This window comes from Peribacillus sp. NPDC097198, from assembly GCF_044762055.1.
Lineage (GTDB): Bacteria > Bacillota > Bacilli > Bacillales > DSM-1321 > Peribacillus.
Map to the genome: position 1 here is coordinate 267,184 of NZ_JBIWDO010000004.1, position 22,814 is coordinate 289,997.

Here is a 22,814-nt window from a genome sequence, read left to right on the forward strand (position 1 = left end):
ATATGATATGATTAAAACTTGTTTCCTATATCATTCTCACTTTGGAAACGAAAAATATTTTCATTTCCAAAGTGAGAAATTCGTGTTGTTTAGGGAACTACTATAAAGGAATATTATAAGAATATTTATTAGTATATTTTATATTATAGATGGTATTACGGAAAATAGGTATGAAAATTGTCGAACCTAATCGTATGAAATAGAGCGATTTTAAGGAGCTGAAAATCATTGAAAGTAATCATGCATTGGAAATATAAAACCTCCAGGAAACCTTCAGCGGATTTCACTTCAGATTGGCTTGATGCCGGAAGTGCTTTAATCATAGCTGACGACCTTGAAAAAACGGGCCGACTGAAGGACGTAGAATTCAAGGATGATTTCGATACAACATGGACGAAGAAAGAATTAAAGAAACTTTTGACAGTGGTTGAAGAGGAGCCGCAGGATGTGACGGTCTTTTTTGATGGGGGCTACCAAAAAGATCAAAAAACTGCTGGAATAGGCGTAGCCATTTATTATCGGCAGGGAAAAAAACACTTCCGCAATCGCTCGAATGTAAAGCTTGAACAATTGGAATCCAACAATGAAGCGGAGTATGCTGCATTTTATGAGGCGTTGAATCGGATGGAAGACTTGGGTGTGCATCATCAAAGCTGTTCCTTTAAAGGAGATTCCCTTGTTGTATTGAATCAATTGTCGGGAGATTGGCCATGCATGGAAGAGACCCTAAATAAATGGTTGGATCGCATAGAAGCGAAACTGGAAAAGATGAAAATCATTCCGGTCTATAAGCCAATTTCGCGGAAGGAGAATCAGGAAGCGGATCGTTTGGCAACACTCGCTCTTCAAGGTGAATCCATTTTTAGTAATTTGGAAATTATTGATCAAAGGAGTCGTAATAGCGATGAATCGGAAAAAAATATATGAAGAAGTAGAAGAGGTGATTGTATCTTACTGCCAGGATTGCTTTCTGCAAAAACAATTCCGAAAGGATAAAGGTCGTTCATATGCTCATAAGTTCTGTATATCACAGTGTACTGTGGGAGAAAAATTAAGAGAGCTGGGAAACAAACTGGTTGATGATACACAGGTATAAGAAGTGGGTCCTACTTTTTTCACAATAACATTGAATAATATGGTATTATAGGGAAAAAGAAGGAAAAGTGTGGAGCTATGAATAAAAGAAAAGGAAAGTTAAATAAAGAGTGGAAAGTACCGCTTACCATTCCCGAAATCGATTCTTTGTTGGAAGAACTGAATAAAAAGACAAAAGAAAACCAAGAGTCAGTTAGTGACCTTCATGATAAACAAAAAATGGGGGATCACCTACACCACCAAATAAACGATATTACGGTACAAATAAAGAATATATTTGATGACATACGCAAAGAAGAGAAAATTCAACGCAGGACAATTGACGGAATTCAAGCGGAAATTGTCCCAGTCATTCAAGAGGCAGCCAGGATTCCGGATATTTACTACTTATTCGAAGAAATGCAGTCCAAAAACGAATATACGTATAAGCATAATATAGGGGTCGGGATCATAGCGACCTATTTAGGGAAGAAGCTCGGATTGTCGAGTGAAAGTCTCTCCAATCTTACATTAGCGGCAACCCTTCATGATGTGGGTAAAACTAGGATACCTGAGAGTTTATTAGACAAGCCGGGGAAACTAACCTTTGCAGAATATGAAGAAATGAAACGGCATACGATTTATGGATACGAGCTACTTAAGAACATACCAGGGCTCCATCCTTCTATAGCATTGACGGCACTTCAGCACCATGAGCGTGAGGATGGGCATGGATATCCATTAAACCTGAACGGGAATAATATTTACTATCTTTCCAAAATCGTAGCAATAGCTGATGTGTTTCATGCCATGTCCTCAAATCGGGTTTATCATCAGGCCATGCCATTTTATATGGTCATCGAACAAATGAACCGAGATGTGTTCGGAAAATTCAATCCTGAAATTTTGTTGGTATTCATTAATTCCTTGATGGAAACGCTAGTGGGAAAAGAAGTCGTGCTGACGAATCAGCAGATTGGGACGATTATCATGATAAACCCATATGACCCTCTTAAAGTACTGATGAAAACCGATGCAGGTTTCGTGGATTTAAGAATGGAAAAGGAATTACAAATTGAGCGGATCATAAGTTAATGAGAAAAAGAGCCGGATTTAAATATCGGGCTCTTTGTCCTTTGGCTTTACCGAATCGAAATAGGCTTTTAGCATTACTCTATTTTCAACGAAATCGGCAATTGTATATTGATCAAGAACCTTAAGAAAAGCGTCTAAGGCATTATTAAGTACAAATTTTAAAGAACATACGGGAGAAATCACACAGTTATCATCATCTTTGAAGCATTCTACTAAGTAAAAATCTTCCTCCGTTTTACGAACCAATTCTCCAACATTTATCTCATCAGGTTTTTTTGCCAGCCGTAACCCACCATTTCGTCCGCGTACTGTCTCAATATAGCCCAATTTACCAAGGTTATAGACAATTTTCATCAGGTGGTTTTTCGATATATGATAGACTTCAGAAATCTCTTTTATATTTGTCAACGTGCTTTGTTCCTGGGAAGCTAGGTAAATCAAAACTCTTAGTGAATAATCTGAATAACTCGTTAGCCTCATGTTTTTCGCCTCACATTCTATCCCTTTGACTATATCATAAATGTGAACATTTTTTAACATCAATGCTAAAGTGCTAAAAAGAAGTATTCTAGATATTGCTTTTATCGATATTTGGTTTTAAGATAAACATGTATTTAAAATACTTGTTTTTTTAAAAGAGGAGCCTAAACATGTTATCTCAAAAAACCATTGATATCATAAAATCCACCGTGCCTGTATTAGAAGTGCATGGTAATACCATTACAACTGTTTTTTATAAAAATCTTTTTGAAGCCCATCCAGAGCTATTGAATATTTTTAATCACACTAACCAGAAAAAGGGGCGTCAACAAAACGCATTAGCGAACACGGTGCTAGCTGCCGCTAAATATATCGACCAGCTTGAAACGATTTTACCGGCAGTTAAACAAATTGCTCAAAAACATAGAAGCCTTATTGTGAAACCTGAGCATTATCCTATTGTCGGAGAATACTTATTGGCTGCTATCAAGGAAGTGTTGGGTGATGCAGCTACCGAGGAGATCCTTCAAGCATGGGGAGATGCATACGGTGTCATAGCTGATGTTTTCATTAACATGGAGAAGGAAATGTATGACCAGGCATCTAACCAGAATGGGGGATGGACTGATTTCAAACCGTTTACTGTTATTAAGAAGGTACGGGAAAGTGAAGTCATAACTTCTTTCTATTTAAAATCTGCCGATGGAGAAGCTGTCCCATCATATTTACCTGGGCAATATTTAACAGTACGCATCGAAATCCAGGGTGAACAGTATTTATTCAACCGTCAATATAGTTTATCGGATGCACCAGGAAAAGAATATTTCCGTATCTCCGTCAAAAAAGAAAAAACACAAGTCTCTCCTGATGGAAGGGTCTCGAACCACCTGCACGATGCCATTCAAGTTGGGGATAGTATTGAGGCGACGGTTCCTGCAGGAGACTTTACCCTGGACTTAAAAAAACAATCACCAATTGTCTTTCTTAGCGGAGGTGTTGGAATCACGCCTTTCATGAGTATGATGCATTCCCTTGCTGACCTACAGTCTGAACGTGATGTACAATTGGTCCATGCTTGTGAGAATGGGGCAGTTCAGCCGTTTAGAGAAGAATTGGCAGGACTTTCACAAAAGCTAGTAAACTATCAATTATCGTATGTTTTCATGAACCCTAGTAAAGAAGATCAAGATCTTCCAAACTATGAAAAACAAGGATACATGGATGTTGAGCTTTTAAGCAATCATATTAAAGCGGATGCAGATTATTATGTATGTGGTCCTGTACCATTTATGAAAACGATCATCACTCACTTGAAGGAGCTAGGGGTCGATTCCGAAAAAATTCATTATGAGTTTTTCGGTCCGGCAATGCCCCTTTAAGATTTAGTAAGGCACCTGGAATGTTGTTGACATCACGACGATAATTTTGCATACTATATTAAAACAATGAACGTTGAGAGAAGATTAGTATGCGAAATATTACTGTGACAGAGAGCGGAGTTTATAGCTGGAAGACCCGCGACAGAAAAGCGCAGAACCTGCTTCTTGAGTCCTATGCAAAACATAGGCGCGAACCCTGGCGTTATTAGGTAAAGTGGGATGTATACATGTGCATCCAATGAAGGTGGTACCACGGAGAGAGCTCTTTTCGTCCTTATTTCGAGGATGAAAAGGGCTTTTTTTCATTTTTAAGATATTTATTGGAGGAAAAAATCGATGGAAAAGAAGCGCATCGTTGTAAAGATAGGAAGTAGTTCTTTAACAAACAACCAAGGTGAAATCGACCAAAAGAAATTTTCCGATCATATTCACGCAGTAGCGGCCTTACGTTCAGCTGGACATGAAGTGGTTTTAGTTTCATCCGGAGCGGTAGCAACTGGCTTTCGTAAATTAGGTTATCCGACAAGACCTGTTACATTAAAAGGAAAACAAGCAGCAGCCGCGGTCGGTCAAAGTCTATTGATTCAGTCCTATATGGAGCAACTGGGCCAATTCGGGATCGTCCCGGCGCAAATTTTGTTAACAAGAAATGATTTTTCGAATAAAGAACGCTATCAAAATGCCTATGCTACATTGATGGAATTGCTTGAGCGGGGGATTCTTCCGATAATTAATGAAAATGATACCGTATCCATTGCGGAACTGACATTCGGGGATAATGATATGTTATCTGCCCTTGTTAGCGGCCTTGTCCATGCGAACCAGTTAATCATCCTAACCGATATAAACGGGCTTTATGATTCTAATCCGCAGACTAATCCCATGGCTAGCAGATTCGGCCAGCTTTCTGAAATTACCGAAGAATTGCTGCAAATGGCTGAAGGTGCGGGGTCAAGTGTGGGTACAGGTGGTATGAAATCTAAGCTGATTGCAGCTCAGACAGCCCTTTCCCTGGGAGTTAAGGTGTTTATTGGATCCGGAGAGGGGAGAGAGAAACTCCTTACCATCCTAGAAGGAAACGGTGATGGCACATATATCGGCAATGAGGTCCTAACGACTGTTACCAAAAATAAGCAGTGGATTTCCCTTCATTCAAAAGTGTCAGGGGCGATTTACATCGATGAAGGTGCTGAAAAGGCTTTAGTTTCGAAAGGGTGCAGCTTATTACCTGCAGGGATATATGAGATTAAAGGGAACTTCACTAAGGGGGATGTTGTCGAAGTGTTCGGTGCCAGCGGTGTTTTGGGACGCGGAGAGGTTCTATACTCATCCTCCGAATTGAAGCAGGCGATGGGAAAGCGCACGACTGAGCTTGTCCTTTCTTCGATAGAAGTCATCCATCGTGATAAATGGGTGAAAGCTTAATCAAAAAAATTCAAGGGGGTTTATGCATATGAGTGAAGTGTTAGCAAAAGGAAAAGCGGCCAAGAGCGCAAGTTATCAGCTGATCGGCCTGTCTACTGAAGTGAAAAATGAGGCACTTGAAAAAGTAGCTCAACGCCTGGTCTTAGATAAGGAATACATTTTGGCCGAAAACAAAAAGGATCTAGATATGGGCCGCCAAAAAGGAATGAATGAATCGGTATTGGACCGCATCATGCTGAATGGAAAACGGATTGAAGATATGGCGGCGGCCATTCGCCTTTTAGTTGACTTAAAAGATCCAGTTGGCGAAGAACTAGAAACGATTGAAAAGGATAATGGCTTATTGATTAAAAAGCTACGAGTTCCGATTGGGGTCATTGGCATGATTTATGAAGCAAGGCCGAATGTGACCATAGATGCTGCGACTTTATCTTTGAAAACGGGTAATGCAGTCATCTTACGTGGTAGTTCATCTGCCAAATCTTCTAATAAGGCCTTGGTTTCGTCTATCCACAAGGCATTAGAGGGTACAGCCATCCCCGTGGATGCCGTTCAACTAATTGAAGACACCAGTCGTGAAACGGCTAAAGAGCTATTCCATCTTAACGATTATTTAGATGTCTTGATTCCTCGGGGAGGAAAGAATTTAATTGAAACCGTCATGAAAGAGTCAAGTGTTCCGGTTCTTGAAACCGGGGCAGGCAATTGTCATATTTTCATTGATGAAACGGCTGATCCGGCTATGGCGGAGAAGGTAGTCTTGAACGGAAAAACTCAGCGCCCTTCCGTGTGCAATGCCATTGAAAGTTTGCTAGTTCATGAAAATTGGTTTGAAAGCCATGGACATCGTTTATTAGAAGCCTTGGATGAAAGAGGTATAGAGATATTTGGGGATGATACGGTCTGTGCCGCTTTTTCACCAGCCAAAATGGCGACGGAAGAAGATTGGTCCGCTGAATATTTAGCACTGAAAATCAGTGTGAAAATTATCAAGGATGTATCTGATGCCATCGAACATATTAATCGTTATGGTACGAAGCATTCCGAAGCGATCCTTACCAACGACGATTCAAATGCGGCGACCTTCTTGAAAAAGGTAGATGCAGCCGCTGTTTATCATAATGCTTCGACACGCTTTACAGACGGTTTCGAATTCGGATACGGTGCCGAAATTGGCATTTCCACGCAAAAACTTCATGCTCGTGGACCTATGGGGTTACCTGCCTTGACCTCAAGCAAGTATTTTATATATGGTCAAGGTCAAATAAGAGAGTAGAAGCATTCTAGTTCATGATGATTAGTAAAGCATTTTAACGGGTAATGGTATAGTACATTACTTTTTAAAGGAGCAGATACCATGGACAAGAGATTTATAGAAATTTTTAATAATGAAAATGAAGCAATGGTAGCAGTTGAACAGTTAAAGAAAGAAGGATATACATCCGATCAGATTTCAGTTGTGGCAAAAGATAGTAAGAATTTGTCTAATGAAATTGAAGAAGTGAGTCCTACTAAAACGGATGGATTTATAGCGGGTGCAACGGCGGGAGGGGCAGTTGGTTTAACTGGTCTACTTATTGGAATGAGTGCACTTGCAGTACCTGGCATCGGACCAATTTTGGCCGCAGGCCCGTTATTTGCCACATTTGGTGGAGCTGCTGCAGGTGCAGCATCAGGTGCAGGTGGATTGGAAAAACCATTAATGGATTTTGGATTGGATAAGGCTGAAGCAAAACAGTATGTAGAGGATATCAAGGTTGGGAAAATCTTGGTCGTTGCAGATACTCATTTAGATAAATGACAGATAGATTAACTATTGAGAAATACATACCAGAACGTTTCTGTTTCTATGTTAGGAATGTTAGTACTTAGAGGATGCTTAGGCATTCTCTTTTTTTTGTGCGTACAGGTTGTTTCGGGCACTTGAGTGAAACAAAATGTCAGGCTATACCTACACCTGACATGGAAGAAGAGGCACTCTTATTATCATTGTTTACGAAAGGTAATGACTCTTATGTAAATAAAAGCTTTGCTGCTTGAATGGAAAAGTATATACCGATTCCTATTAAAGAAACTCCCGATATTATCGAAATGCCTGTGAGTATAGGTTTCGATAAAAATCGTCTAAGGGAACTGGAGACGATAGCCATCGTGAAATCCCATAATAAAAGTCCAAGAAGAATTCCCAAGCTATAAATGAGTAAATGAGACATATCATATTTTGAAACGGAGTTTGCAAGTACCGAACCATAAATACCTAACCAAAACAAAATGGATAAAGGGTTCGAAAGCGACATAATGAACCCAGATAAGAATGAAGAAGCAAGTCGGTCATTGGACTTTTGATTATTCACTTCAATCTTTCCAGCGCTTAGGAGGCTTTCAATCCCTGTATAAGTCAGAACGAAAAATCCAAAAATCCATAAAAACGTCTTCAGGAAGGAGTTGTCCATAAAATGGATAAAACCAAAAAAGACAAGGGCTATAAAGACAGTATCCGCTAAAATGGCGCCCCAGCCGAAAATCCAGGCATGGAAAAACCCTTTCTTAATTCCAATGTCCAATTGAGCAGCATTAATAGGACCGATAGGAACCGCTATTGATAAGCCTAAGAATACGTAGCTTAAAAAAACAACTAAATCCAAAGTATCACCCCTTCATTGATATCTCTTAATTTGAATGTATTCAAACGAGCGGACTCTCAAACCAACTTTTTTATAATCCTAAAAAGCTTGGTCAGAAGGGATGGAAAACCTTTGGATCCATGTGAGCAATATATTCCAGGTAAAGGTAATAGGTTGGGGATTTTCTCATAGAATGTACAAGTTATTACCTAAACGAATGGAGGGATGCTTTTGAGTGTACATTTACTTTTAAGTTACTTCTTTTTAGGAATAACCCTTGCTGCCCCAATTGGCCCGGTAAATTCCGCTCGAATAGATAAAGGAATCAAGAATGGATTTTGGCATGCGTGGATTGTTGGGGCAGGATCCATGATAGCAGATGCCATTTTCATGATTTTAGTTTATATTGGCATGGTAAGGTTCTTAGAGATACCAGTCGTTCAAATTTTCCTTTGGCTCTTTGGTGGATTCATTCTCATTTATACGGGGGTCGAAAGCGTTGTACAGTCCAACAAAATAACCTTAAATCAATATAGAAATAGGGATTCCTTATTTTCCTGTTTTTTAACCGGGTTCATTATGTCGGTGACCAGTCCATTATCCATTTTGTTTTGGTTAGGGATATACGGGTCGATTTTAGCTAAAACCGCATCCAGTTATGGTACGTCGCAGGTATTCATTTATAGCGGGATGATATTTCTGGGCCTCACTTGCTGGGATTTTTTTGTAGCCTTATTGACGAATGGGTTTAGGAGATTTTTAACAGAAAGAAGCTTAAGGGTCATATCCATCACTTCGGGTGCATCACTTTTAGGCTTTGGTGGTTATTTTGCTTATCAAGGCATTAAAGCCATCGTTTCATAAGGTTCTAAATCTCTTTACCGCGTTTCTATTTCATTATGGAACTTCTTTCTAACATAATTCATTGTAGGTTTATTCATACTATGGATGATGGAAGGGGGAATTCTTATGAAAACAGAAGCCAATTGCAGCTCAGCAAAAGGGAATGCCGCTAAAAACTCTGTTTCAAGTGAACAACAAGGTGACATGAAATGGTGGCAGCTATCCTTAGTCGGTGTCGGATGCACGATTGGGACAGGGTATTTTCTAGGTTCGACAATAGGAATTAAAACAACTGGGCCATCCATTGTGTTTTCCTTTGTATTGGCTGCGTTAGGTACATATATCGTATATAATCTACTTGCTAAAATGACAGCTGCAGACCCTCAAAAGGGTTCATTTTGTTATTATGCTAATAAAGCATTCGGAAGATGGGCTGGCTTTAGCAGTGGCTGGAATTATTGGTCCTCTAATATTTTGATAATGGGTAGCCAGCTAACAGCACTTTCTCTCCTCTCTCAATTTTGGTTTCCAAAGGTGCCATTATGGCTATTTGCCTCTGGATTCGCGCTTGTTTCAATAGTGGTCGTTTTGCTGGGAACAAAGGGTTTTGACAGAGTTGAAAACATCCTTGCAGTTATCAAGACAGCGGCTATCTTCATGTTTATCATCATTGCCATATGTGCGGTAGTTGGTTGGTTTGGATTAGATGGTGGAAAGCCACCTTCATTTCCGAATACGTACCATGAATTATTTCCAAAAAGGATGAAAGGTTTTTGGACATCGCTCATTTATGCTTTTTATGCATTTGGCGGCATTGAAGTGATAGGGCTGATGGCAATGCAATTGAAAAAGAAAGAAGATGCGCAAAAGGCAGGAACCATCATGCTTTTAGTTCTGACCATCATCTATGTAATATCTTTAGGATTAGCCGTGACAATGGTTTCGATGGAAGCATTCAGTGAAAAGGAAAGTCCCTTTGTAACAGCCATTGATAGTTATCATCTTACATTCTTTCCACATGTTTTTAATGGAGCCATCATCATAGCGGGCTTTTCAACGATGACCGCTTCATTATTTGGGGTAACCAATTTGTTGGTGACACTTGCGGATGATGGAAATGCCCCTTCATTTTTCATGAAGAAGATAAAGAAGTTTAAAGACCTTCCGTTACCTTCTCTCGTTCTGGCAGCCATAGGGCTCCTGGGGTCCATTATTACAGCTTTACTACTGCCAGGAAAGATTTATGAATACATTACAACATCAGCTGGTATCTTACTTTTGTATAATTGGGGTTTCATCATACTTTCTTCGCTTAAAATTCTCGAACATAAATTGTGGAGTAAAGTCATTGCTATTTTCGGGATTGTTTTAATACTTATAACAGTTAGTGGAACCCTTCTTGAAAAGGAGATACGTCCTGGATTCTTCATCAGTTTATTATTCATCATAATCATTGGGCTTGCTACCATTTATATGAAGTTAAAGGTTTGGAATAAGGACAAGGCGATGACGGCGAGGGCCAAAAGATCGGAACTAGATTAAAAAATGGAACCCGACTTATCGTGTCGGGTTCCATTTTTTGTTTAGATTTTGTTAACGGATTTAACTATGGGAGGAGTTGTTCTTTCTTTGTTCTTCTTCGGCCAGAAACTCAATGAAAACATTCATCGCTAAAAAAGGGTGCTCATTCACTTTTTGATAATAATTATTTTTCCTTGCATCCGTTAGATAGGTACTTTTTTTCATTCTCTCAAGGACAAACTTTTGGCTCATTTTCACTATTTCTTTTTGGTTGTGTTTATTTTCTTTCATTAAAGCAAATCCTATTGCACCTATTAGTGCATAAATACATAGTGCTATTTTAGAAATAGGATAAGAATCATTCATAAACAAGAGGAAAAAAAGGTTTATAACGGAAAATCCTATCATTACGGTGGAGAAGAAACCATACTTCATATTTTTCTTCAATAAGGGATTTAATTTCATTTGGATTTTCTTCAATTCACTTTGCATAGAGTGTGGAATATTCTTGACCTTTATATTCATCGTATCCTCCTTTAGTAATCGCTGCTGCTAGTTTTTCCTTCTATATAAAAAGATCATCCATTAATATAATCATTTTAAAAAATCTTTCATAGTAATTCGTGATTACATACATTCTAACGTGTAAAAAATTATTTGTCATTTATTATACGTTAAAGGGGGGACACGAGAAATGGCTAGTAAGAGTGAGAAAGAGTAGAAGAATCTTAGGGATTGGAAAATGGGGGATTATACATGAAAATCTTTAATAATTTAGTAATCACGTATTTTTTTGTCATAAATACATGACTTTTGTTCTGTTTTATCAAGGTTCGGCTAATTAAAATCGAGTTTTCGACTAAATCCAGCTATAATGAGTAAGCTAGAAGGATTTATAAGGTTAAGGAGGAAATAGAATGATGTCATGGACGTTAGCCATTTTGTTTGGTGTGGCAGTTTTACTCTTCATTTTTTCGTTTATAAAGACGGATTCGATGAAAGTAGAACAGCAAATTGAACAGGTTACAAGTACCTTTGGAGACGAAGTAAGCCAATTACAAATGCAAATAAGAAGTCTTGAGATAGATGCTGAAATAATGGCACAAGAAGCAGGTTTACTGTCTGGACCCCCTGAGAAGTGGATTTTGTTGCACGATGTACTAGATTTATATAAACGTGGATATTCAATCGATAGCATAGCAGCAAAAAAAGAACGATCTATTGAAGACATAGAAAACCTACTTGCTCCTTACATAAAAGCAAAGAACGAAAGGAGAAAAGTTGTCAATGACATCTAAATCGATGCGCAGCTTTGCCGGTGGCATTCTTGTTGCAGCAGGTATATGCGGAGCAGTATATTTCTTCGATTCTGAAGAAACGGCTAGCACAAAAACAGTAGAAAAATTATCTGATGATGAGATGAAAAACAAGTTAACTTCTGAAGGGTATGTCATTCATACCGAAAAAGAATATCAAGAGCAACTTGATGAATTGAAAGCCAACCAGGAGGTAGCTGAAAAAGGGACGAGCGAAAAGATTATTTATCGGACGGTCCTGAAAGTTACCAAAGGCATGACCAGCATTGATGTTGGTAAACATCTTAAACGGTCGAAAATCATCCCGAATGCCCAAGATTTCTTTAATGAAGTCGAAAAGAAGGGCAAGGCGAACAATTTACGTCCGGGTTCTTATGTGATAGATAGTGAAATGGAGACTGAGGAAATAATCTCTATTATCTTTAAGTAAGCATATTAATGAAGCAACTCATATGAAAAGCCGACTATCAAATGGATAGTCGGCCTTTTATGTCGTCTACAAACGCCATATCATTTTCGAACTGACTACCTGACTGCAGCAGGATAGTTCAATGTTTTCAAATGGGGACCTGGGACAAAAGCGACCCCCTATCTTTCCGATTTTCATAATTAAGGTATAATATAAGTGTGAAAGTATTTTGTAACGGATTAGGTGAAGAGAATATGAAGCTGATCATTGCCGAGAAACCTGATCAAGGTTCAACATTGGCAGCTCAATTTAAATCGAAGAAACAGCAAGGATATATAGAAATCATGCCAAACGAGCTTTTCCCCGATGGCGCTTATGTAACGTGGGCAGTCGGTCATTTATGTCAACTAGTATCACCGGAAACCTATCATTCTAACTGGAAAAAATGGTCGATTGATACCCTGCCGATGATACCGGAAAAATTTCAATACGAAGTGACCCGCCAAAAGGTCAAACAGTTCAATGTGGTCAAGACTTTGCTGAGTAAACCGAATGTTGATGAAATCATTCATGCTGGGGATGCTGGTCGCGAAGGGGAATTGATTGTACGTAATATCATTTCACTATGTCATGTCAAAAAGCCGATGAAACGTTTGTGGATTTCCTCACTGACTCCAAAGGCCATATATGAAGGGTTTCAAAATCTAATCAGTGAAGAGAAAACCAGGCCACTTTATCATGAAGCGTATACGCGTGCTTGTGCGGATTGGGTAGTAGGCATGAATGCATCAAGGGTATATAGCATTCTCTTGAAAAAAAAGGGTGTATCGGATGTATTTTCAGCAGGTCGCGTTCAGACCCCAACCCTTGCTTTGATAGTCAAAAGGGAATTGGAAATCGAACGGTTCAAATCAGAACCGTTTTGGGAAGTATTTGCAGACTTCAAGATGGATGGAAAGAAGTATCAGGGAAAATGGCAACAAAATAATGATTCGAGAATCCAGACTAAAGAGATGGCAGAGAAAATAGCTGCATTTTGTAAGGGAAAAGAAGCTGAAATTGCCGATATGACAACGGAAAGAAAAGAGTTTCAGCCTCCGCTCTTATTTAATCTGTCGTCATTGCAAGCAACTGTGAATAAGCTCTATAAGTACTCACCTAAAAAAACCCTGGATATCGTTCAAAGTTTATACCAAAAAGGAATTGTATCCTATCCACGGTCGGATTCCAACTATGTCACTAAAGGCGAAGCTGAAACATTTCCGGACATTATGCAAAAATTAAGTGGATTTTCAGAATATCAACCCTTTTTCCCGTTACCTATCTCCAGTATCAGCGACAATAAACGATTTGTTAACGAAAAAAAAGTTACGGATCACTATGCCATCATTCCGACAGAACAGGTTGTAGATCCAAAACGACTTTCCGGTGAGGAACGTAATATATATGATTTAGTGGTACGAAGACTGATTGCGGCACATTATGAAAAAGCCATTTTTGATTACACGACGATCAAGACAAAGGTCGAGAAGAGGGCCGAGTTCATTTCAAAGGGTAAACAACAGATTCAAGAAGGGTGGCGTAAGGTCATTTTTCAAGATGAGAAAGATGATGATGTTCTTTTACCCCTCCTTAAACAAGGCGATTCTGGGCTAGTGTCCAAGGTAAAAGTGAAAGAAGGAAAAACCCAGCCACCGAAGCGTTATACAGAGGGTCAGCTAATAACCTTGATGAAAACGGCGGGAAAGCATCTGGAAAATGAAGAGCTTGAAAAGGTCCTGATGAAAACAGAAGGCTTAGGAACCGAAGCGACACGTGCGGGGATCATTACCATGCTGAAAGATCGAAAATATATTGATGTTAAGAAAAACCAGGTATTTGCAACCGATAAAGGGAAGGTTCTCATTACAGCAATTGGCGAGAAAATCCTTGCTTCTCCAGAAATGACGGCTAAATGGGAGCAGCGCCTAAGGGAAATCGGGGAAGGTAAGGCTTCCGCGGGTGCTTTCATGGAAGCCGTTAAAAAGATGTCCACAAAGATTATTAGCGATGCCGTTGAGTCTTGTGAAACCTGGGACTTTCAAGGTTTAGATATCGATTCGATTCAAAGACCGGGTTTTAAGAAAAAAAGTGTGACATCAGTAGGAAGTTGCAAGAAATGTGGTGCTAAAGTTGTCGATAAAGGGGAATTCTATGGATGTGCAAGTTATCAGAAAACCAAATGTAACTTTACCGTCTCAAAAAAAATCCTTAATAAAAAAATCAGTCAGGTCAATGTTAAAAAGCTTTTATCCCATGGAGAAACCGATGTGATCAGTGGTTTCAAAAAAGGGGACAAGACGTTTGATGCTGCTTTAATTTGGTCTGATACCGAGAAGAAGGTAATTTTTAAATTTATATCGGATCAACCAGTTAAGCAAAATTAAGCGTTTCTACCATGCCCTGAGACGATATAATCTTGTTTCAGGGTCGTTTTTATAGTAAGATTTTTAGATATGCGTTTGAATGGGAGGATTCCTGATGCCTACACCGAGCATGGAGGATTACATAGAACAGATATATTTACTTATAGAAGAAAAAGGATATGCAAGGGTTTCGGATATTGCTGAAAACCTTTCTGTACATCCTTCTTCAGTGACGAAGATGGTACAAAAGTTAGACCACGAAAAGTATTTAATCTATGAGAAGTATCGTGGTTTGGTTTTGACAGCAAATGGTAAAAAAGTGGGTAAACGACTTGTTTACCGTCATGAATTATTGGAGCAGATGCTACGATTGATAGGGGTCAAGGAAGAAAATATCTACCATGATGTTGAAGGAATCGAGCATCACCTGAGCTGGAATGCGATAGACCGAATTGGTGACCTTGTAGAATTCTTTGAGGAATCACCTAGCCGGGTTGAGGATTTAAGAAATATACAAAAGAAAAATGAAGAAAATGCAAAATAAGCTGCCATGGGCAGTTTTTTTTTGCTCTAAAACCATCATTCGTTTCTTAAATAAGTAACCACATGACGGGGAAAAGAGGATTTTTAGTCTTAAAACAGAATAGCTATTATAAAGGGGATATTTTGAAATACCATAAAATATATCCATTTAAATCATGAAAAAGTGCGATCAGTAAATCTGAAAAACTATGTGAAATGGGGGAATAACATTTGAATTTAAAAACTTGGCATAAAGAAGCAGAAAAGAAATGGGATGTTTTTGCCCCTAGATGGGCGAAGAATTCACAGGAAATGTGGGAGACCGGTAGTCGTAAAAAGATCATTCCTTTCTTTTCTGAGTATGTGGAGGCGGCATCGAAGGTTGTGGATATAGGTTGCGGAGACGGAGTCGGTTCTTCAAAACTCGCCCAAGCCGGTTACATTGTTACAGGTGTGGACCTTTCAAACGTCATGGTTGAATTGGCTAAGGAAAATGCCGACCAACAACCCGGCCTTTCTTTTACTCAAGGAGATTTTTACAGTCTCCCATTTAAGGATGATGAAATGGATGCCGCTTTGGTGATCAATTCACTTGAATATACTGGTGAGCCACTGACGGTGATGAAGGAAATACATCGAATTATAAAGCCCGGGGGATATGTATGTTTTGGAATACTAGGACCTACGGCGGAGCCTCGTAAAAAATTTAGTTACCAACGGTTATTTGGTGAAGATGTGATCATGAATACGATGCAGGCCTGGGAGTTTGAAAAGCTTGCACTATCTACTGGTTGGAAGCTAGTCGCTGAGACTGGTGTTGAAAAAAGAGGGGTGGACTACTCCAAGCTAGGTCACTTTTCAAAAGAATTGAAACAATCCGTTTCATTTATGTGGCTCTTCCTCTTTCAAAAAGAAGGTATTCAATGATGGAAAAATATCATATCAATCAATTTGTCGAAAAAACGAAACAGCAGGATAAGGGCCAGGGATTATTTGAACTGGAGACGGAACGAATTCTTGAAATCAATCTCGAACAACAAATCTGGGCCAAAATGGGGACGATGATTTCATACCGGGGCAGTATTAAGTTCGAACGAGAAGGCATGCTGGAGCATGGGATTGGAAAATTATTTAAGAAAGCCTTTACTGGTGAAGGTACCTCTTTAATGAAAGCGACAGGGAAAGGGAAGCTATATGTGGCCGACCAAGGAAAGAAGATTTCGATTATACAATTGAATGGAGAGGCCATTTGTATAAACGGCAATGATTTACTTGCCTTTGAATCAAGTGTGAAATGGGACATTAAAATGATGAGACGCATTGCCGGATTGTTGGCTGGTGGATTGTTCAATGTCAGGCTTGAAGGAAATGGGATGGTTGCGTTCACATCACACAACGAACCCCTCACTTTACTTGTTGAAGAGGGAAAGCCAGTCTATACAGATCCAAATGCGACCGTCGCCTGGTCAGGGAACTTACAGCCAGACTTCGTAACGGATGTATCCTTGAAATCATTTTTTGGGAGAGGAAGCGGAGAGTCAGTTCAGATGAAATTCGAAGGACAGGGGTTTATTGTTGTCCAGCCCTATGAAGAAGTATATTTTGGCGATAAAGAGTCTTAAAAAGTAAAATTGGATTCCTTTTTTTATGATAATAGAAGAGTAGTAAATGAATGATTTGAGAATGAAGAAAAAGGATGAGTAGATACACGTTTGCATTTAACAGACATAGGTATTCAATATCATTTCATTCTAGTGCGAAATAAAAAAATCCTGAGTTTCTCATCAGGATTTTTCATTAGACAGATGTGTGGCAGGTTCCCCCAAAAAGGGCAATCAACGGACAAAGACCCTTTTTTTCTTTCGCTTTCAATCCCAATCATATGGCGTGGATTGATAGACGTAATAATTGAGCCAGTTGGAAAACATGAGGCTACAGTGACTTTTCCAACGATGCAACGGAGTTTTAGATGGGTCATTATCCGGAAAGTAGTTTTCGGGGAGCTGGGTTTCGATTCCGCGTTCAATATCGCGTTTATATTCGTCACCGAGCGTTCCCGCATCATACTCGAAATGACCAGTCACCATAATTCTCTTTGAATCGGTGGAAGCGGCTATTAACACACCGGCTTGATCTGATTGTGCTAAGATTTTCAGTTCGGGATGATTCACTAACTTTTGATAATCTATGTCAGTATAGCGAGAATGAGGAGCCAAGAAATAATCGTCGAAGCCACGGACGAGGTCTTCATTCGGTTCAAGAACCTCATGTTTATAGATGCCAAAGCATTTTTCCGGAAGCTCATATTTACCTATACCATAATGGTGGTATAGAGCTGCTTGAGCCCCCCAACAAATATGTAGGGTGGATGTGACATTTTTGCTTGACCAGTTCATGATATCTTTTAATTCTTCCCAATAATTAACTTCTTGAAAGTCCATCTTTTCGACAGGTGCTCCCGTGATGATCATCCCATCATATTTTTTTGAACGAATGTCTTCAAAAGAATTATAAAATTGATTTAAATGAAATTTACTTGTGTTTTTGGATTCATGGGTACTCAAACCCAGAAATGATATATTTACTTGAATAGGCGTGTTGCCAAGAAAACGCAGTAACTGTGCCTCTGTTTTTTCTTTTTCAGGCATAAGGTTTAAAATCAATATATTTAATGGCCGGATTTCCTGGCTGATTGCCCGTTCCTCATCCATTACAAAGATGTTCTCTTCTTCTAAAATCTCTTTAGCTGGCAGGTGTCTTGGTATTTTGATTGGCATAGTTAGCTTTGCCTCCTTTGTGAAATCATAATATTTCAATTATATAGAAAATTTAAAAATAGAAAAGCAATTTTTTTATTTTTTTAGATCCTCATAAGAATTTTGTAGAATGGTAAAATGATGATGAGTTATATAAAACTTGTTTATGACAGTTAAGAATCTAGAAGAGGGGTATATGGATATTGTTTGATCCTACAGCATATGAGAATATGAAAGTGGTATTGGAAGGAGCGGTATATGATCGCGACCTCATTGGGGATATATTGGTTATTGGTCGTGATGATATCGTCAATCTCTCAACACTTGCAAGGAAATATAAAATTGAGTTAGAAATGAAAGAATCAGAGCATACTGATTCTGTGACCGGCGGCTTTGAGGTATACGCTTCACTGGAGAATTTAAGTTCCGAGCTGCTGCAGTCGAACCTGAATGAAACGCATTCCGGTTGTGCCGTGAATTTATTCATTTCCATACCGAGAAAGCTCAACAGCTTGGAAGTTAGAAATATATTAATTGAACTCGAGACCCTTTGGGGGAGTGAGAGAATCATTAAATTGACTACTTCTGAAACGGTTAGTGAAAAAGAACCATCCTCATCATGCCATTCAACATTTGGTATTTCTTTCGGAAGACTTATAAAGGAAGAGCAAATGGAAGATTTAGAAGATATGGTAGAGTATCTAATACAATCCATACAAATTGTTGAAGGTTCTTTAAATAACTAATCAAGAACACTCAAACTGGAAAAGTTTCCTTCACTTAAGGTAAAATGACCTCATCAGGGCTAAAGGGAGAGATCATATATGTCCATTTATGAATTTGAAGTGAAAAAGATCAATGGTGATGTCATTTCGCTTGAGGAATACAAGGGAAAAGTATTGATTATAGTTAACACGGCTAGTAAATGTGGATTTTCACCACAGTATGATGACCTGCAGAGCCTATATGTGCAATACAAAGAGGACGGTCTGGAAGTTCTAGGGTTTCCTTGCAATCAGTTCCTCAACCAAGAGCCTGGCGACGAGCTTGAAATCGATTCCTATTGTAAGCTCAATCACGGTGTAACCTTTCCAATGTTTGCGAAAGTGAATGTGAATGGAAAGGACGCTCACCCGCTATTTAGCTATATAACGGAGAATGCACCAGGAATGATGGGATCGAAGTCAATAAAATGGAACTTCACCAAATTCTTGATCGACCGTGAAGGGAATATTGTGAACCGCTATGCTCCCAAAACAAAACCGCTTGAAATGGAAGAAGATATAAAAAAATTGCTATCATGATTCAATGGCCCACCGTGTTCTTATCGGTGGGCTTTTTATTTAAGGAATAAAAGGGTCCGTAATTTAAAGGGGGAAAAATGGGGATGAAGTGGAATATAATTAGGTAACAACTATTTTACCCAGGAGGGAAACAATGGAACGGATTGCATGGGTTACGGACAGTACGGCTTTATTGGACGAGGAACTATCTCAAAATGAACATGTATATGTCGTTCCTATGATTGTCATCATGGATGGTGAGGAATACGAAGATGGTGTCGACCTACTACCTGAAGAACTGTATCGCAAAATGAAGGAGGAAAATAAGGTCCCGACCACCTCCCAGCCATCCGTGGGCACCTTTTACGAGTTGTATAGGAAACTTGAAAAAGACTATGATCGGGTGGTTTCCATCCATCTCTCAAGTAAATTGAGTGGGACGGTCTCCTCAAGCCGTCAGGCAGCACAACTTGTCACGATACCTGTGGATGTTTTTGACACCTTGCTTATATCGTATCCGATGATTCTGTTATTAAAAAGGCTCATGCACTATATAAACAGCGGGTTCTCAATGGAAGAAGCTTTCACCCTTACAAGGAAGTATGCAGATAGCCATGAGACATATGTCTTGATTGGCTCATTAGACCAACTACACCGGAGTGGGCGGTTAACGGGGACTCAGTATTACCTTGGAAGTCTATTGAGCTTAAAACCGATCATAACCATAGAGAATGGGTTGCTGCAAACCAAAACGAAAACTCGAAATCTTAAGAAAGCGGAAAATCAAATATTCCATGAATTACGCAAATCCATTTCATTGGGCAAGGTAAAAGAATGCAGTATCTTGTACGGAGGTTCACCTGTTCAGGCCGAACCATGGGAAAAGAGGATTACAGAAGAGTTTCCAGAAGTGAAAATACATATATCACCACTAGGTAGTGCAATAGGGGTGCATACGGGTGAACAGACAATCGGGATCAGTTGGTTCAAGGAAGTTTAGGGCAATTTCCCTTTCTAAAAATTAGAACCATGGTAAAATAGAAAGGACATGGAGTGGTGAAATGCAAAAAACAATAATTGAACAAACGGAATCATTTGTCTACGAACAATTAAAATCTGATGTCAGTGGCCATGATTGGTATCATATCAATCGGGTTCGGAAGCTGGCCTTACATATTGCACGTGAAGAAAAAAAGGGTAATGAATTCATAATCGAGATGGCAGCCCTCCTTCATGATATTCCAGATGATAAATTGAATGATGATATGGAAGCAGGTTGGAATAAGCTCGATGATTGGTTGAAGATGACCGGGGTGGACCTGAATACGGTTAAGGAGATAAAGGAGATTATTTCTACCATTTCCTACAGTGCTGGAGAAGTGAATCTGACGTCCATCGAAGCTGAAATTGTTCAGGATGCCGATCGTTTGGATGCTCTCGGGGCGATTGGAATTGCAAGAACATTTGCGTATGGGGGTAAAAAGGGACAACCTATGTATGATCCATCTCTCTCGGTCCGTGAAGAGATGACCAAGCAGGAATATCGAATGGGTAAAAGCTCTTCCGTCCACCATTTTTATGAAAAATTATTACGTTTACAAGACTTGCTTAACACAGATACAGCGAAGAATATCGCGAGTGAACGCCATGAATACATGGTTCGTTTTCTAGAAGAATTCTATAAGGAATGGGATGTACGTTTATGAAAGTTTTTAGCATGGAACATGTAATGAAAACCCAAGGAGAGAAGCTTCTTTTTAAAGATGTTTCTTTATCCATCAGTGAAGGTGAAAAGATCGGGATCGTCGGTATAAATGGGACCGGTAAATCCACGCTGTTGAATATTATAGCTGGATTGGAAGAAAGTGACCTGGGTACGAAGGATCATCCGAATGACTATACAATTTCTTATTTATCACAAGATCCTGACTTTGATGAACAATTGACCATTATGGAGTATATGTATGAAAGTTCGACACCCGTATTCTCCTTGATAAAAGAATATGAAAATACATTGGTGCAATTGCAAATCGATCCCCAAAATAGTGAAGTGCAAAATCGATTATTGAAGCAACAGCAATCTATGGATGCTCTTAATGCCTGGGATACTAGCGCCAATGCCCGGACAATCTTGACTAAGCTAGGCCTTCCTGATCATTCTCGGAAATTGGGTGAGCTTTCAGGTGGACAAAAGAAACGGGCAGCATTGGCAAAGACATTGATAGAAACTCCTGATTTGCTCATTTTGGATGAGCCAACCAACCATCTGGATTTTGAAAGTATCACCTGGTTGGAAGAATACTTATCAAAGTATCAGAAATCCGTCTTATTTGTGACCCATGATCGATATTTTCTTGATCGTGTGTCCAATAAAATATGGGAAATAGCTCAAGCTCAGCTTTTTGAATACAAGGGGAATTATGCAGACTACCTTGAATCAAAAGCCATAAGGGAAGAAAATGAATCAACTGAACGTTCAAAAAAAGAGAGTCTCTTCAAAAAAGAATTGGCCTGGATCCGCAAAGGGGCCAAGGCGCGCTCAACGAAGCAAAAGGCTAGGATTCAACGTTTTGAAACGTTAGAAACCGGTGTTAAGGATAAGCAGAAAAACGAAAGCCTTGAAATGGAATTAAGCGGCGCCCGTCTAGGGAAAAAAGTGTTGGAACTGCAAGGCGTCTCCAAATCATTCGGTAATCAGACAATTATCAAAGATTTATCTTTTCTTTTCAAGCCAGGCGATCGTATTGGGATTGTCGGTAATAACGGAAGTGGAAAATCCACACTATTGAATATCTTGGCCGGACGCGAACCGTTGGATGGTGGAAATCTTGAAATCGGGCAAACCGTCAAAATCGGCTACTATACACAAGAAAGCATCGATATGGATGAAAATCTCCGAATGATCGAATATATCCGGCAAACGGCTGATTCAATTGCTCTTAAAGATGGTAGCTTCATATCCGCTGCACAAATGCTTGAGAGGTTCTTGTTCCCCATGGGTTCGCATGGCACTCCGATACGGAAACTTTCAGGAGGAGAAAAAAGACGACTTTATTTATTGAACATTTTGATGGGTTCACCCAATGTCCTTTTATTGGATGAACCGACAAATGACCTGGACACACAAACCTTGACAGTCCTTGAAGACTATTTAGAAACGTTTTCGGGAGTCGTCATCACCGTTTCGCATGATCGGTACTTTCTTGATAAAACTTGTCACCAACTACTCGTCTTCAAAGATAAAGGTAAAATAGATTTTTATTACGGAAACTACTCTGAGTTTTTAGAGGAAAAGACAGAAGAAACGGTTCCTCAAAAAACTATCGAGCCACAGCCTAATCGGACGGAAAAGAAGAAGAAAAAGCTTACTTATGCGGAAAGTAAGGAATGGGAAGAAATCGAAGGGAAAATGGAGCAAGTCGAAGGTCGCCTGAAGGATATCACAGCCGAAATGTCAGCAGCCGGCAGTGATTTTGAAAAGGTCCGCCTGCTTCTAGAAGAAGAAAAAGAGCTTAACGAAAAGTTAGAGTATACAATGGAAAGATGGACATATCTCGCTGAAAAACTTGAAGGGGAATAAGCTGAAGACTGGGCCAGGATGCGTTAGCTTGGCCCGGTCTTTTTTTCGGTGAATCTCAATTGCATGAGAATCTCTTGCCAGTGTGATAAAATCTAGGACACG

24 protein-coding genes and 1 other annotated feature are annotated in these 22,814 nt (G+C 39.4%); of the genes, 20 read left to right on the forward strand and 4 right to left on the reverse strand.

Features of this window, described 5'->3' with window-relative positions:
• Positions 1-228: 228 nt before the first annotated feature.
• From ACIQXQ_RS09080 to ACIQXQ_RS09090, 3 genes are all read left to right on the forward strand, one after another.
• Complete coding sequence (locus tag ACIQXQ_RS09080) at positions 229-927, forward strand: ribonuclease H family protein (protein ID WP_402869057.1); 699 nt, start codon at positions 229-231, stop codon at positions 925-927.
• Entirely contained in the window at positions 905-1,096 is a 192-nt protein-coding gene (locus tag ACIQXQ_RS09085; RefSeq protein WP_402869055.1) for a zinc-finger domain-containing protein, read from the forward strand. Before ACIQXQ_RS09080 ends, ACIQXQ_RS09085 begins: the two co-directional genes overlap by 23 nt.
• 77 nt (positions 1,097-1,173) lie before the next feature.
• A complete protein-coding gene (locus ACIQXQ_RS09090) occupies positions 1,174-2,169 on the forward strand; it encodes an HD-GYP domain-containing protein (RefSeq protein ID WP_402869054.1) in 996 nt (331 codons plus the stop codon).
• Positions 2,170-2,187: 18 nt separating this feature from the next.
• Here the strand turns inward: ACIQXQ_RS09090 and ACIQXQ_RS09095 are convergent, their stop codons facing one another.
• On the reverse strand, positions 2,188-2,649 hold the full coding sequence (locus ACIQXQ_RS09095) for an RrF2 family transcriptional regulator (protein ID WP_402869867.1): 462 nt from the start codon (positions 2,647-2,649) through the stop codon (positions 2,188-2,190).
• Between the two features lie 170 nt (positions 2,650-2,819).
• Between ACIQXQ_RS09095 and hmpA the strand changes: the two genes are divergently transcribed.
• The 4 genes from hmpA to ACIQXQ_RS09115 all read left to right on the forward strand — a co-directional run bounded on the left by hmpA (position 2,820) and on the right by ACIQXQ_RS09115 (position 7,254).
• Positions 2,820-4,028, forward strand: coding sequence for an NO-inducible flavohemoprotein (gene hmpA / locus ACIQXQ_RS09100; RefSeq protein WP_402956772.1), 1,209 nt, complete (start codon positions 2,820-2,822; stop codon positions 4,026-4,028).
• A gap of 64 nt (positions 4,029-4,092) precedes the next feature.
• Positions 4,093-4,307: a binding site (T-box leader), on the forward strand.
• Positions 4,308-4,364: 57 nt separating this feature from the next.
• Complete coding sequence (gene proB, locus ACIQXQ_RS09105) at positions 4,365-5,453, forward strand: glutamate 5-kinase (protein ID WP_402869051.1); 1,089 nt, start codon at positions 4,365-4,367, stop codon at positions 5,451-5,453.
• 28 nt (positions 5,454-5,481) lie between these two features.
• Positions 5,482-6,729, forward strand: a complete 1,248-nt coding sequence (locus ACIQXQ_RS09110; RefSeq protein ID WP_402869049.1) for a glutamate-5-semialdehyde dehydrogenase — start codon at positions 5,482-5,484, stop codon at positions 6,727-6,729.
• Between the two features lie 81 nt (positions 6,730-6,810).
• Complete coding sequence (locus ACIQXQ_RS09115) at positions 6,811-7,254, forward strand: general stress protein (RefSeq protein WP_402956774.1); 444 nt, start codon at positions 6,811-6,813, stop codon at positions 7,252-7,254.
• A gap of 211 nt (positions 7,255-7,465) precedes the next feature.
• On the opposite strand, the gene ACIQXQ_RS09120 is transcribed toward ACIQXQ_RS09115, so the two are convergent.
• Entirely contained in the window at positions 7,466-8,098 is a 633-nt protein-coding gene (locus ACIQXQ_RS09120) for a LysE family translocator (RefSeq protein ID WP_402956776.1), read from the reverse strand.
• 210 nt (positions 8,099-8,308) lie between these two features.
• On the opposite strand from ACIQXQ_RS09120, the gene ACIQXQ_RS09125 reads away from it, so the two are divergent.
• Together ACIQXQ_RS09125 and ACIQXQ_RS09130 are read left to right on the forward strand one after the other, a co-directional pair.
• Positions 8,309-8,941 (forward strand): LysE family transporter, encoded by a 633-nt coding sequence (locus tag ACIQXQ_RS09125; protein ID WP_402869043.1) that lies wholly within the window; start codon positions 8,309-8,311, stop codon positions 8,939-8,941.
• A 105-nt stretch (positions 8,942-9,046) separates the two neighbouring features.
• A complete protein-coding gene (locus ACIQXQ_RS09130) occupies positions 9,047-10,462 on the forward strand; it encodes an amino acid permease (protein WP_402869042.1) in 1,416 nt (471 codons plus the stop codon).
• A gap of 60 nt (positions 10,463-10,522) precedes the next feature.
• Here ACIQXQ_RS09130 and ACIQXQ_RS09135 read toward each other — a convergent pair whose 3' ends face one another.
• On the reverse strand, positions 10,523-10,966 hold the full coding sequence (locus tag ACIQXQ_RS09135; protein ID WP_402869040.1) for a DUF5392 family protein: 444 nt from the start codon (positions 10,964-10,966) through the stop codon (positions 10,523-10,525).
• Positions 10,967-11,358: 392 nt separating this feature from the next.
• On the opposite strand from ACIQXQ_RS09135, the gene ACIQXQ_RS09140 reads away from it, so the two are divergent.
• The 6 genes from ACIQXQ_RS09140 (at position 11,359) to ACIQXQ_RS09165 (ending at position 16,715) form a co-directional block, all read left to right on the forward strand.
• Positions 11,359-11,739, forward strand: a complete 381-nt coding sequence (locus ACIQXQ_RS09140) for a hypothetical protein (protein ID WP_402869039.1) — start codon at positions 11,359-11,361, stop codon at positions 11,737-11,739.
• Positions 11,729-12,187: an aminodeoxychorismate lyase gene (locus ACIQXQ_RS09145; RefSeq protein WP_402956778.1), complete on the forward strand. Its 459-nt coding sequence runs from the start codon at positions 11,729-11,731 to the stop codon at positions 12,185-12,187. Before ACIQXQ_RS09140 ends, ACIQXQ_RS09145 begins: the two co-directional genes overlap by 11 nt.
• 233 nt (positions 12,188-12,420) lie before the next feature.
• Positions 12,421-14,592 carry a DNA topoisomerase III gene (locus ACIQXQ_RS09150; RefSeq protein ID WP_402956780.1) on the forward strand — a complete coding sequence of 724 codons (2,172 nt, stop codon included), beginning with the start codon at positions 12,421-12,423 and terminating at the stop codon, positions 14,590-14,592.
• Positions 14,593-14,686: 94 nt separating this feature from the next.
• Entirely contained in the window at positions 14,687-15,115 is a 429-nt protein-coding gene (gene mntR, locus ACIQXQ_RS09155) for a transcriptional regulator MntR (RefSeq protein WP_402869035.1), read from the forward strand.
• 209 nt (positions 15,116-15,324) lie between these two features.
• A complete protein-coding gene (locus tag ACIQXQ_RS09160) occupies positions 15,325-16,020 on the forward strand; it encodes a class I SAM-dependent methyltransferase (protein WP_402869033.1) in 696 nt (231 codons plus the stop codon).
• On the forward strand, positions 16,020-16,715 hold the full coding sequence (locus ACIQXQ_RS09165; RefSeq protein ID WP_402869032.1) for an AIM24 family protein: 696 nt from the start codon (positions 16,020-16,022) through the stop codon (positions 16,713-16,715). Before ACIQXQ_RS09160 ends, ACIQXQ_RS09165 begins: the two co-directional genes overlap by 1 nt.
• A 246-nt stretch (positions 16,716-16,961) precedes the next feature.
• On the opposite strand, the gene metA is transcribed toward ACIQXQ_RS09165, so the two are convergent.
• Positions 16,962-17,870, reverse strand: a complete 909-nt coding sequence (gene metA / locus ACIQXQ_RS09170; RefSeq protein ID WP_402869030.1) for a homoserine O-acetyltransferase MetA — start codon at positions 17,868-17,870, stop codon at positions 16,962-16,964.
• A gap of 182 nt (positions 17,871-18,052) precedes the next feature.
• Between metA and ACIQXQ_RS09175 the strand changes: the two genes are divergently transcribed.
• The 5 genes from ACIQXQ_RS09175 (at position 18,053) to ACIQXQ_RS09195 (ending at position 22,712) form a co-directional block, all read left to right on the forward strand.
• On the forward strand, positions 18,053-18,595 hold the full coding sequence (locus tag ACIQXQ_RS09175) for a hypothetical protein (protein WP_402956782.1): 543 nt from the start codon (positions 18,053-18,055) through the stop codon (positions 18,593-18,595).
• Between the two features lie 78 nt (positions 18,596-18,673).
• Positions 18,674-19,153: a glutathione peroxidase gene (locus ACIQXQ_RS09180; protein WP_402869026.1), complete on the forward strand. Its 480-nt coding sequence runs from the start codon at positions 18,674-18,676 to the stop codon at positions 19,151-19,153.
• Between the two features lie 133 nt (positions 19,154-19,286).
• Positions 19,287-20,132: a DegV family protein gene (locus tag ACIQXQ_RS09185; protein WP_402956784.1), complete on the forward strand. Its 846-nt coding sequence runs from the start codon at positions 19,287-19,289 to the stop codon at positions 20,130-20,132.
• A 61-nt stretch (positions 20,133-20,193) separates the two neighbouring features.
• Positions 20,194-20,838: an HD domain-containing protein gene (locus tag ACIQXQ_RS09190; RefSeq protein ID WP_402956786.1), complete on the forward strand. Its 645-nt coding sequence runs from the start codon at positions 20,194-20,196 to the stop codon at positions 20,836-20,838.
• Positions 20,835-22,712 carry an ABC-F family ATP-binding cassette domain-containing protein gene (locus ACIQXQ_RS09195; protein ID WP_402956788.1) on the forward strand — a complete coding sequence of 626 codons (1,878 nt, stop codon included), beginning with the start codon at positions 20,835-20,837 and terminating at the stop codon, positions 22,710-22,712. Before ACIQXQ_RS09190 ends, ACIQXQ_RS09195 begins: the two co-directional genes overlap by 4 nt.
• Positions 22,713-22,814: the final 102 nt, after the last annotated feature.

What these genes read in the sequence shown, in the direction of transcription:
- ACIQXQ_RS09085 (WP_402869055.1), top strand. Translation starts at nt 905, where the DNA reads ATGAATCGGAAAAAAATATATGAAGAAGTAGAAGAGGTGATTGTATCT.
- ACIQXQ_RS09090 (WP_402869054.1), top strand. Translation starts at nt 1,174, where the DNA reads ATGAATAAAAGAAAAGGAAAGTTAAATAAAGAGTGGAAAGTACCGCTT.
- ACIQXQ_RS09095 (WP_402869867.1), bottom strand. Translation starts at nt 2,649, where the DNA reads ATGAGGCTAACGAGTTATTCAGATTATTCACTAAGAGTTTTGATTTAC.
- hmpA (WP_402956772.1), top strand. Translation starts at nt 2,820, where the DNA reads ATGTTATCTCAAAAAACCATTGATATCATAAAATCCACCGTGCCTGTA.
- proB (WP_402869051.1), top strand. Translation starts at nt 4,365, where the DNA reads ATGGAAAAGAAGCGCATCGTTGTAAAGATAGGAAGTAGTTCTTTAACA.
- ACIQXQ_RS09110 (WP_402869049.1), top strand. Translation starts at nt 5,482, where the DNA reads ATGAGTGAAGTGTTAGCAAAAGGAAAAGCGGCCAAGAGCGCAAGTTAT.
- ACIQXQ_RS09115 (WP_402956774.1), top strand. Translation starts at nt 6,811, where the DNA reads ATGGACAAGAGATTTATAGAAATTTTTAATAATGAAAATGAAGCAATG.
- ACIQXQ_RS09130 (WP_402869042.1), top strand. Translation starts at nt 9,047, where the DNA reads ATGAAAACAGAAGCCAATTGCAGCTCAGCAAAAGGGAATGCCGCTAAA.
- ACIQXQ_RS09135 (WP_402869040.1), bottom strand. Translation starts at nt 10,966, where the DNA reads ATGAATATAAAGGTCAAGAATATTCCACACTCTATGCAAAGTGAATTG.
- ACIQXQ_RS09140 (WP_402869039.1), top strand. Translation starts at nt 11,359, where the DNA reads ATGATGTCATGGACGTTAGCCATTTTGTTTGGTGTGGCAGTTTTACTC.
- ACIQXQ_RS09145 (WP_402956778.1), top strand. Translation starts at nt 11,729, where the DNA reads ATGACATCTAAATCGATGCGCAGCTTTGCCGGTGGCATTCTTGTTGCA.
- ACIQXQ_RS09150 (WP_402956780.1), top strand. Translation starts at nt 12,421, where the DNA reads ATGAAGCTGATCATTGCCGAGAAACCTGATCAAGGTTCAACATTGGCA.
- mntR (WP_402869035.1), top strand. Translation starts at nt 14,687, where the DNA reads ATGCCTACACCGAGCATGGAGGATTACATAGAACAGATATATTTACTT.
- ACIQXQ_RS09165 (WP_402869032.1), top strand. Translation starts at nt 16,020, where the DNA reads ATGGAAAAATATCATATCAATCAATTTGTCGAAAAAACGAAACAGCAG.
- metA (WP_402869030.1), bottom strand. Translation starts at nt 17,870, where the DNA reads ATGCCAATCAAAATACCAAGACACCTGCCAGCTAAAGAGATTTTAGAA.
- ACIQXQ_RS09180 (WP_402869026.1), top strand. Translation starts at nt 18,674, where the DNA reads ATGTCCATTTATGAATTTGAAGTGAAAAAGATCAATGGTGATGTCATT.
- ACIQXQ_RS09185 (WP_402956784.1), top strand. Translation starts at nt 19,287, where the DNA reads ATGGAACGGATTGCATGGGTTACGGACAGTACGGCTTTATTGGACGAG.
- ACIQXQ_RS09190 (WP_402956786.1), top strand. Translation starts at nt 20,194, where the DNA reads ATGCAAAAAACAATAATTGAACAAACGGAATCATTTGTCTACGAACAA.
- ACIQXQ_RS09195 (WP_402956788.1), top strand. Translation starts at nt 20,835, where the DNA reads ATGAAAGTTTTTAGCATGGAACATGTAATGAAAACCCAAGGAGAGAAG.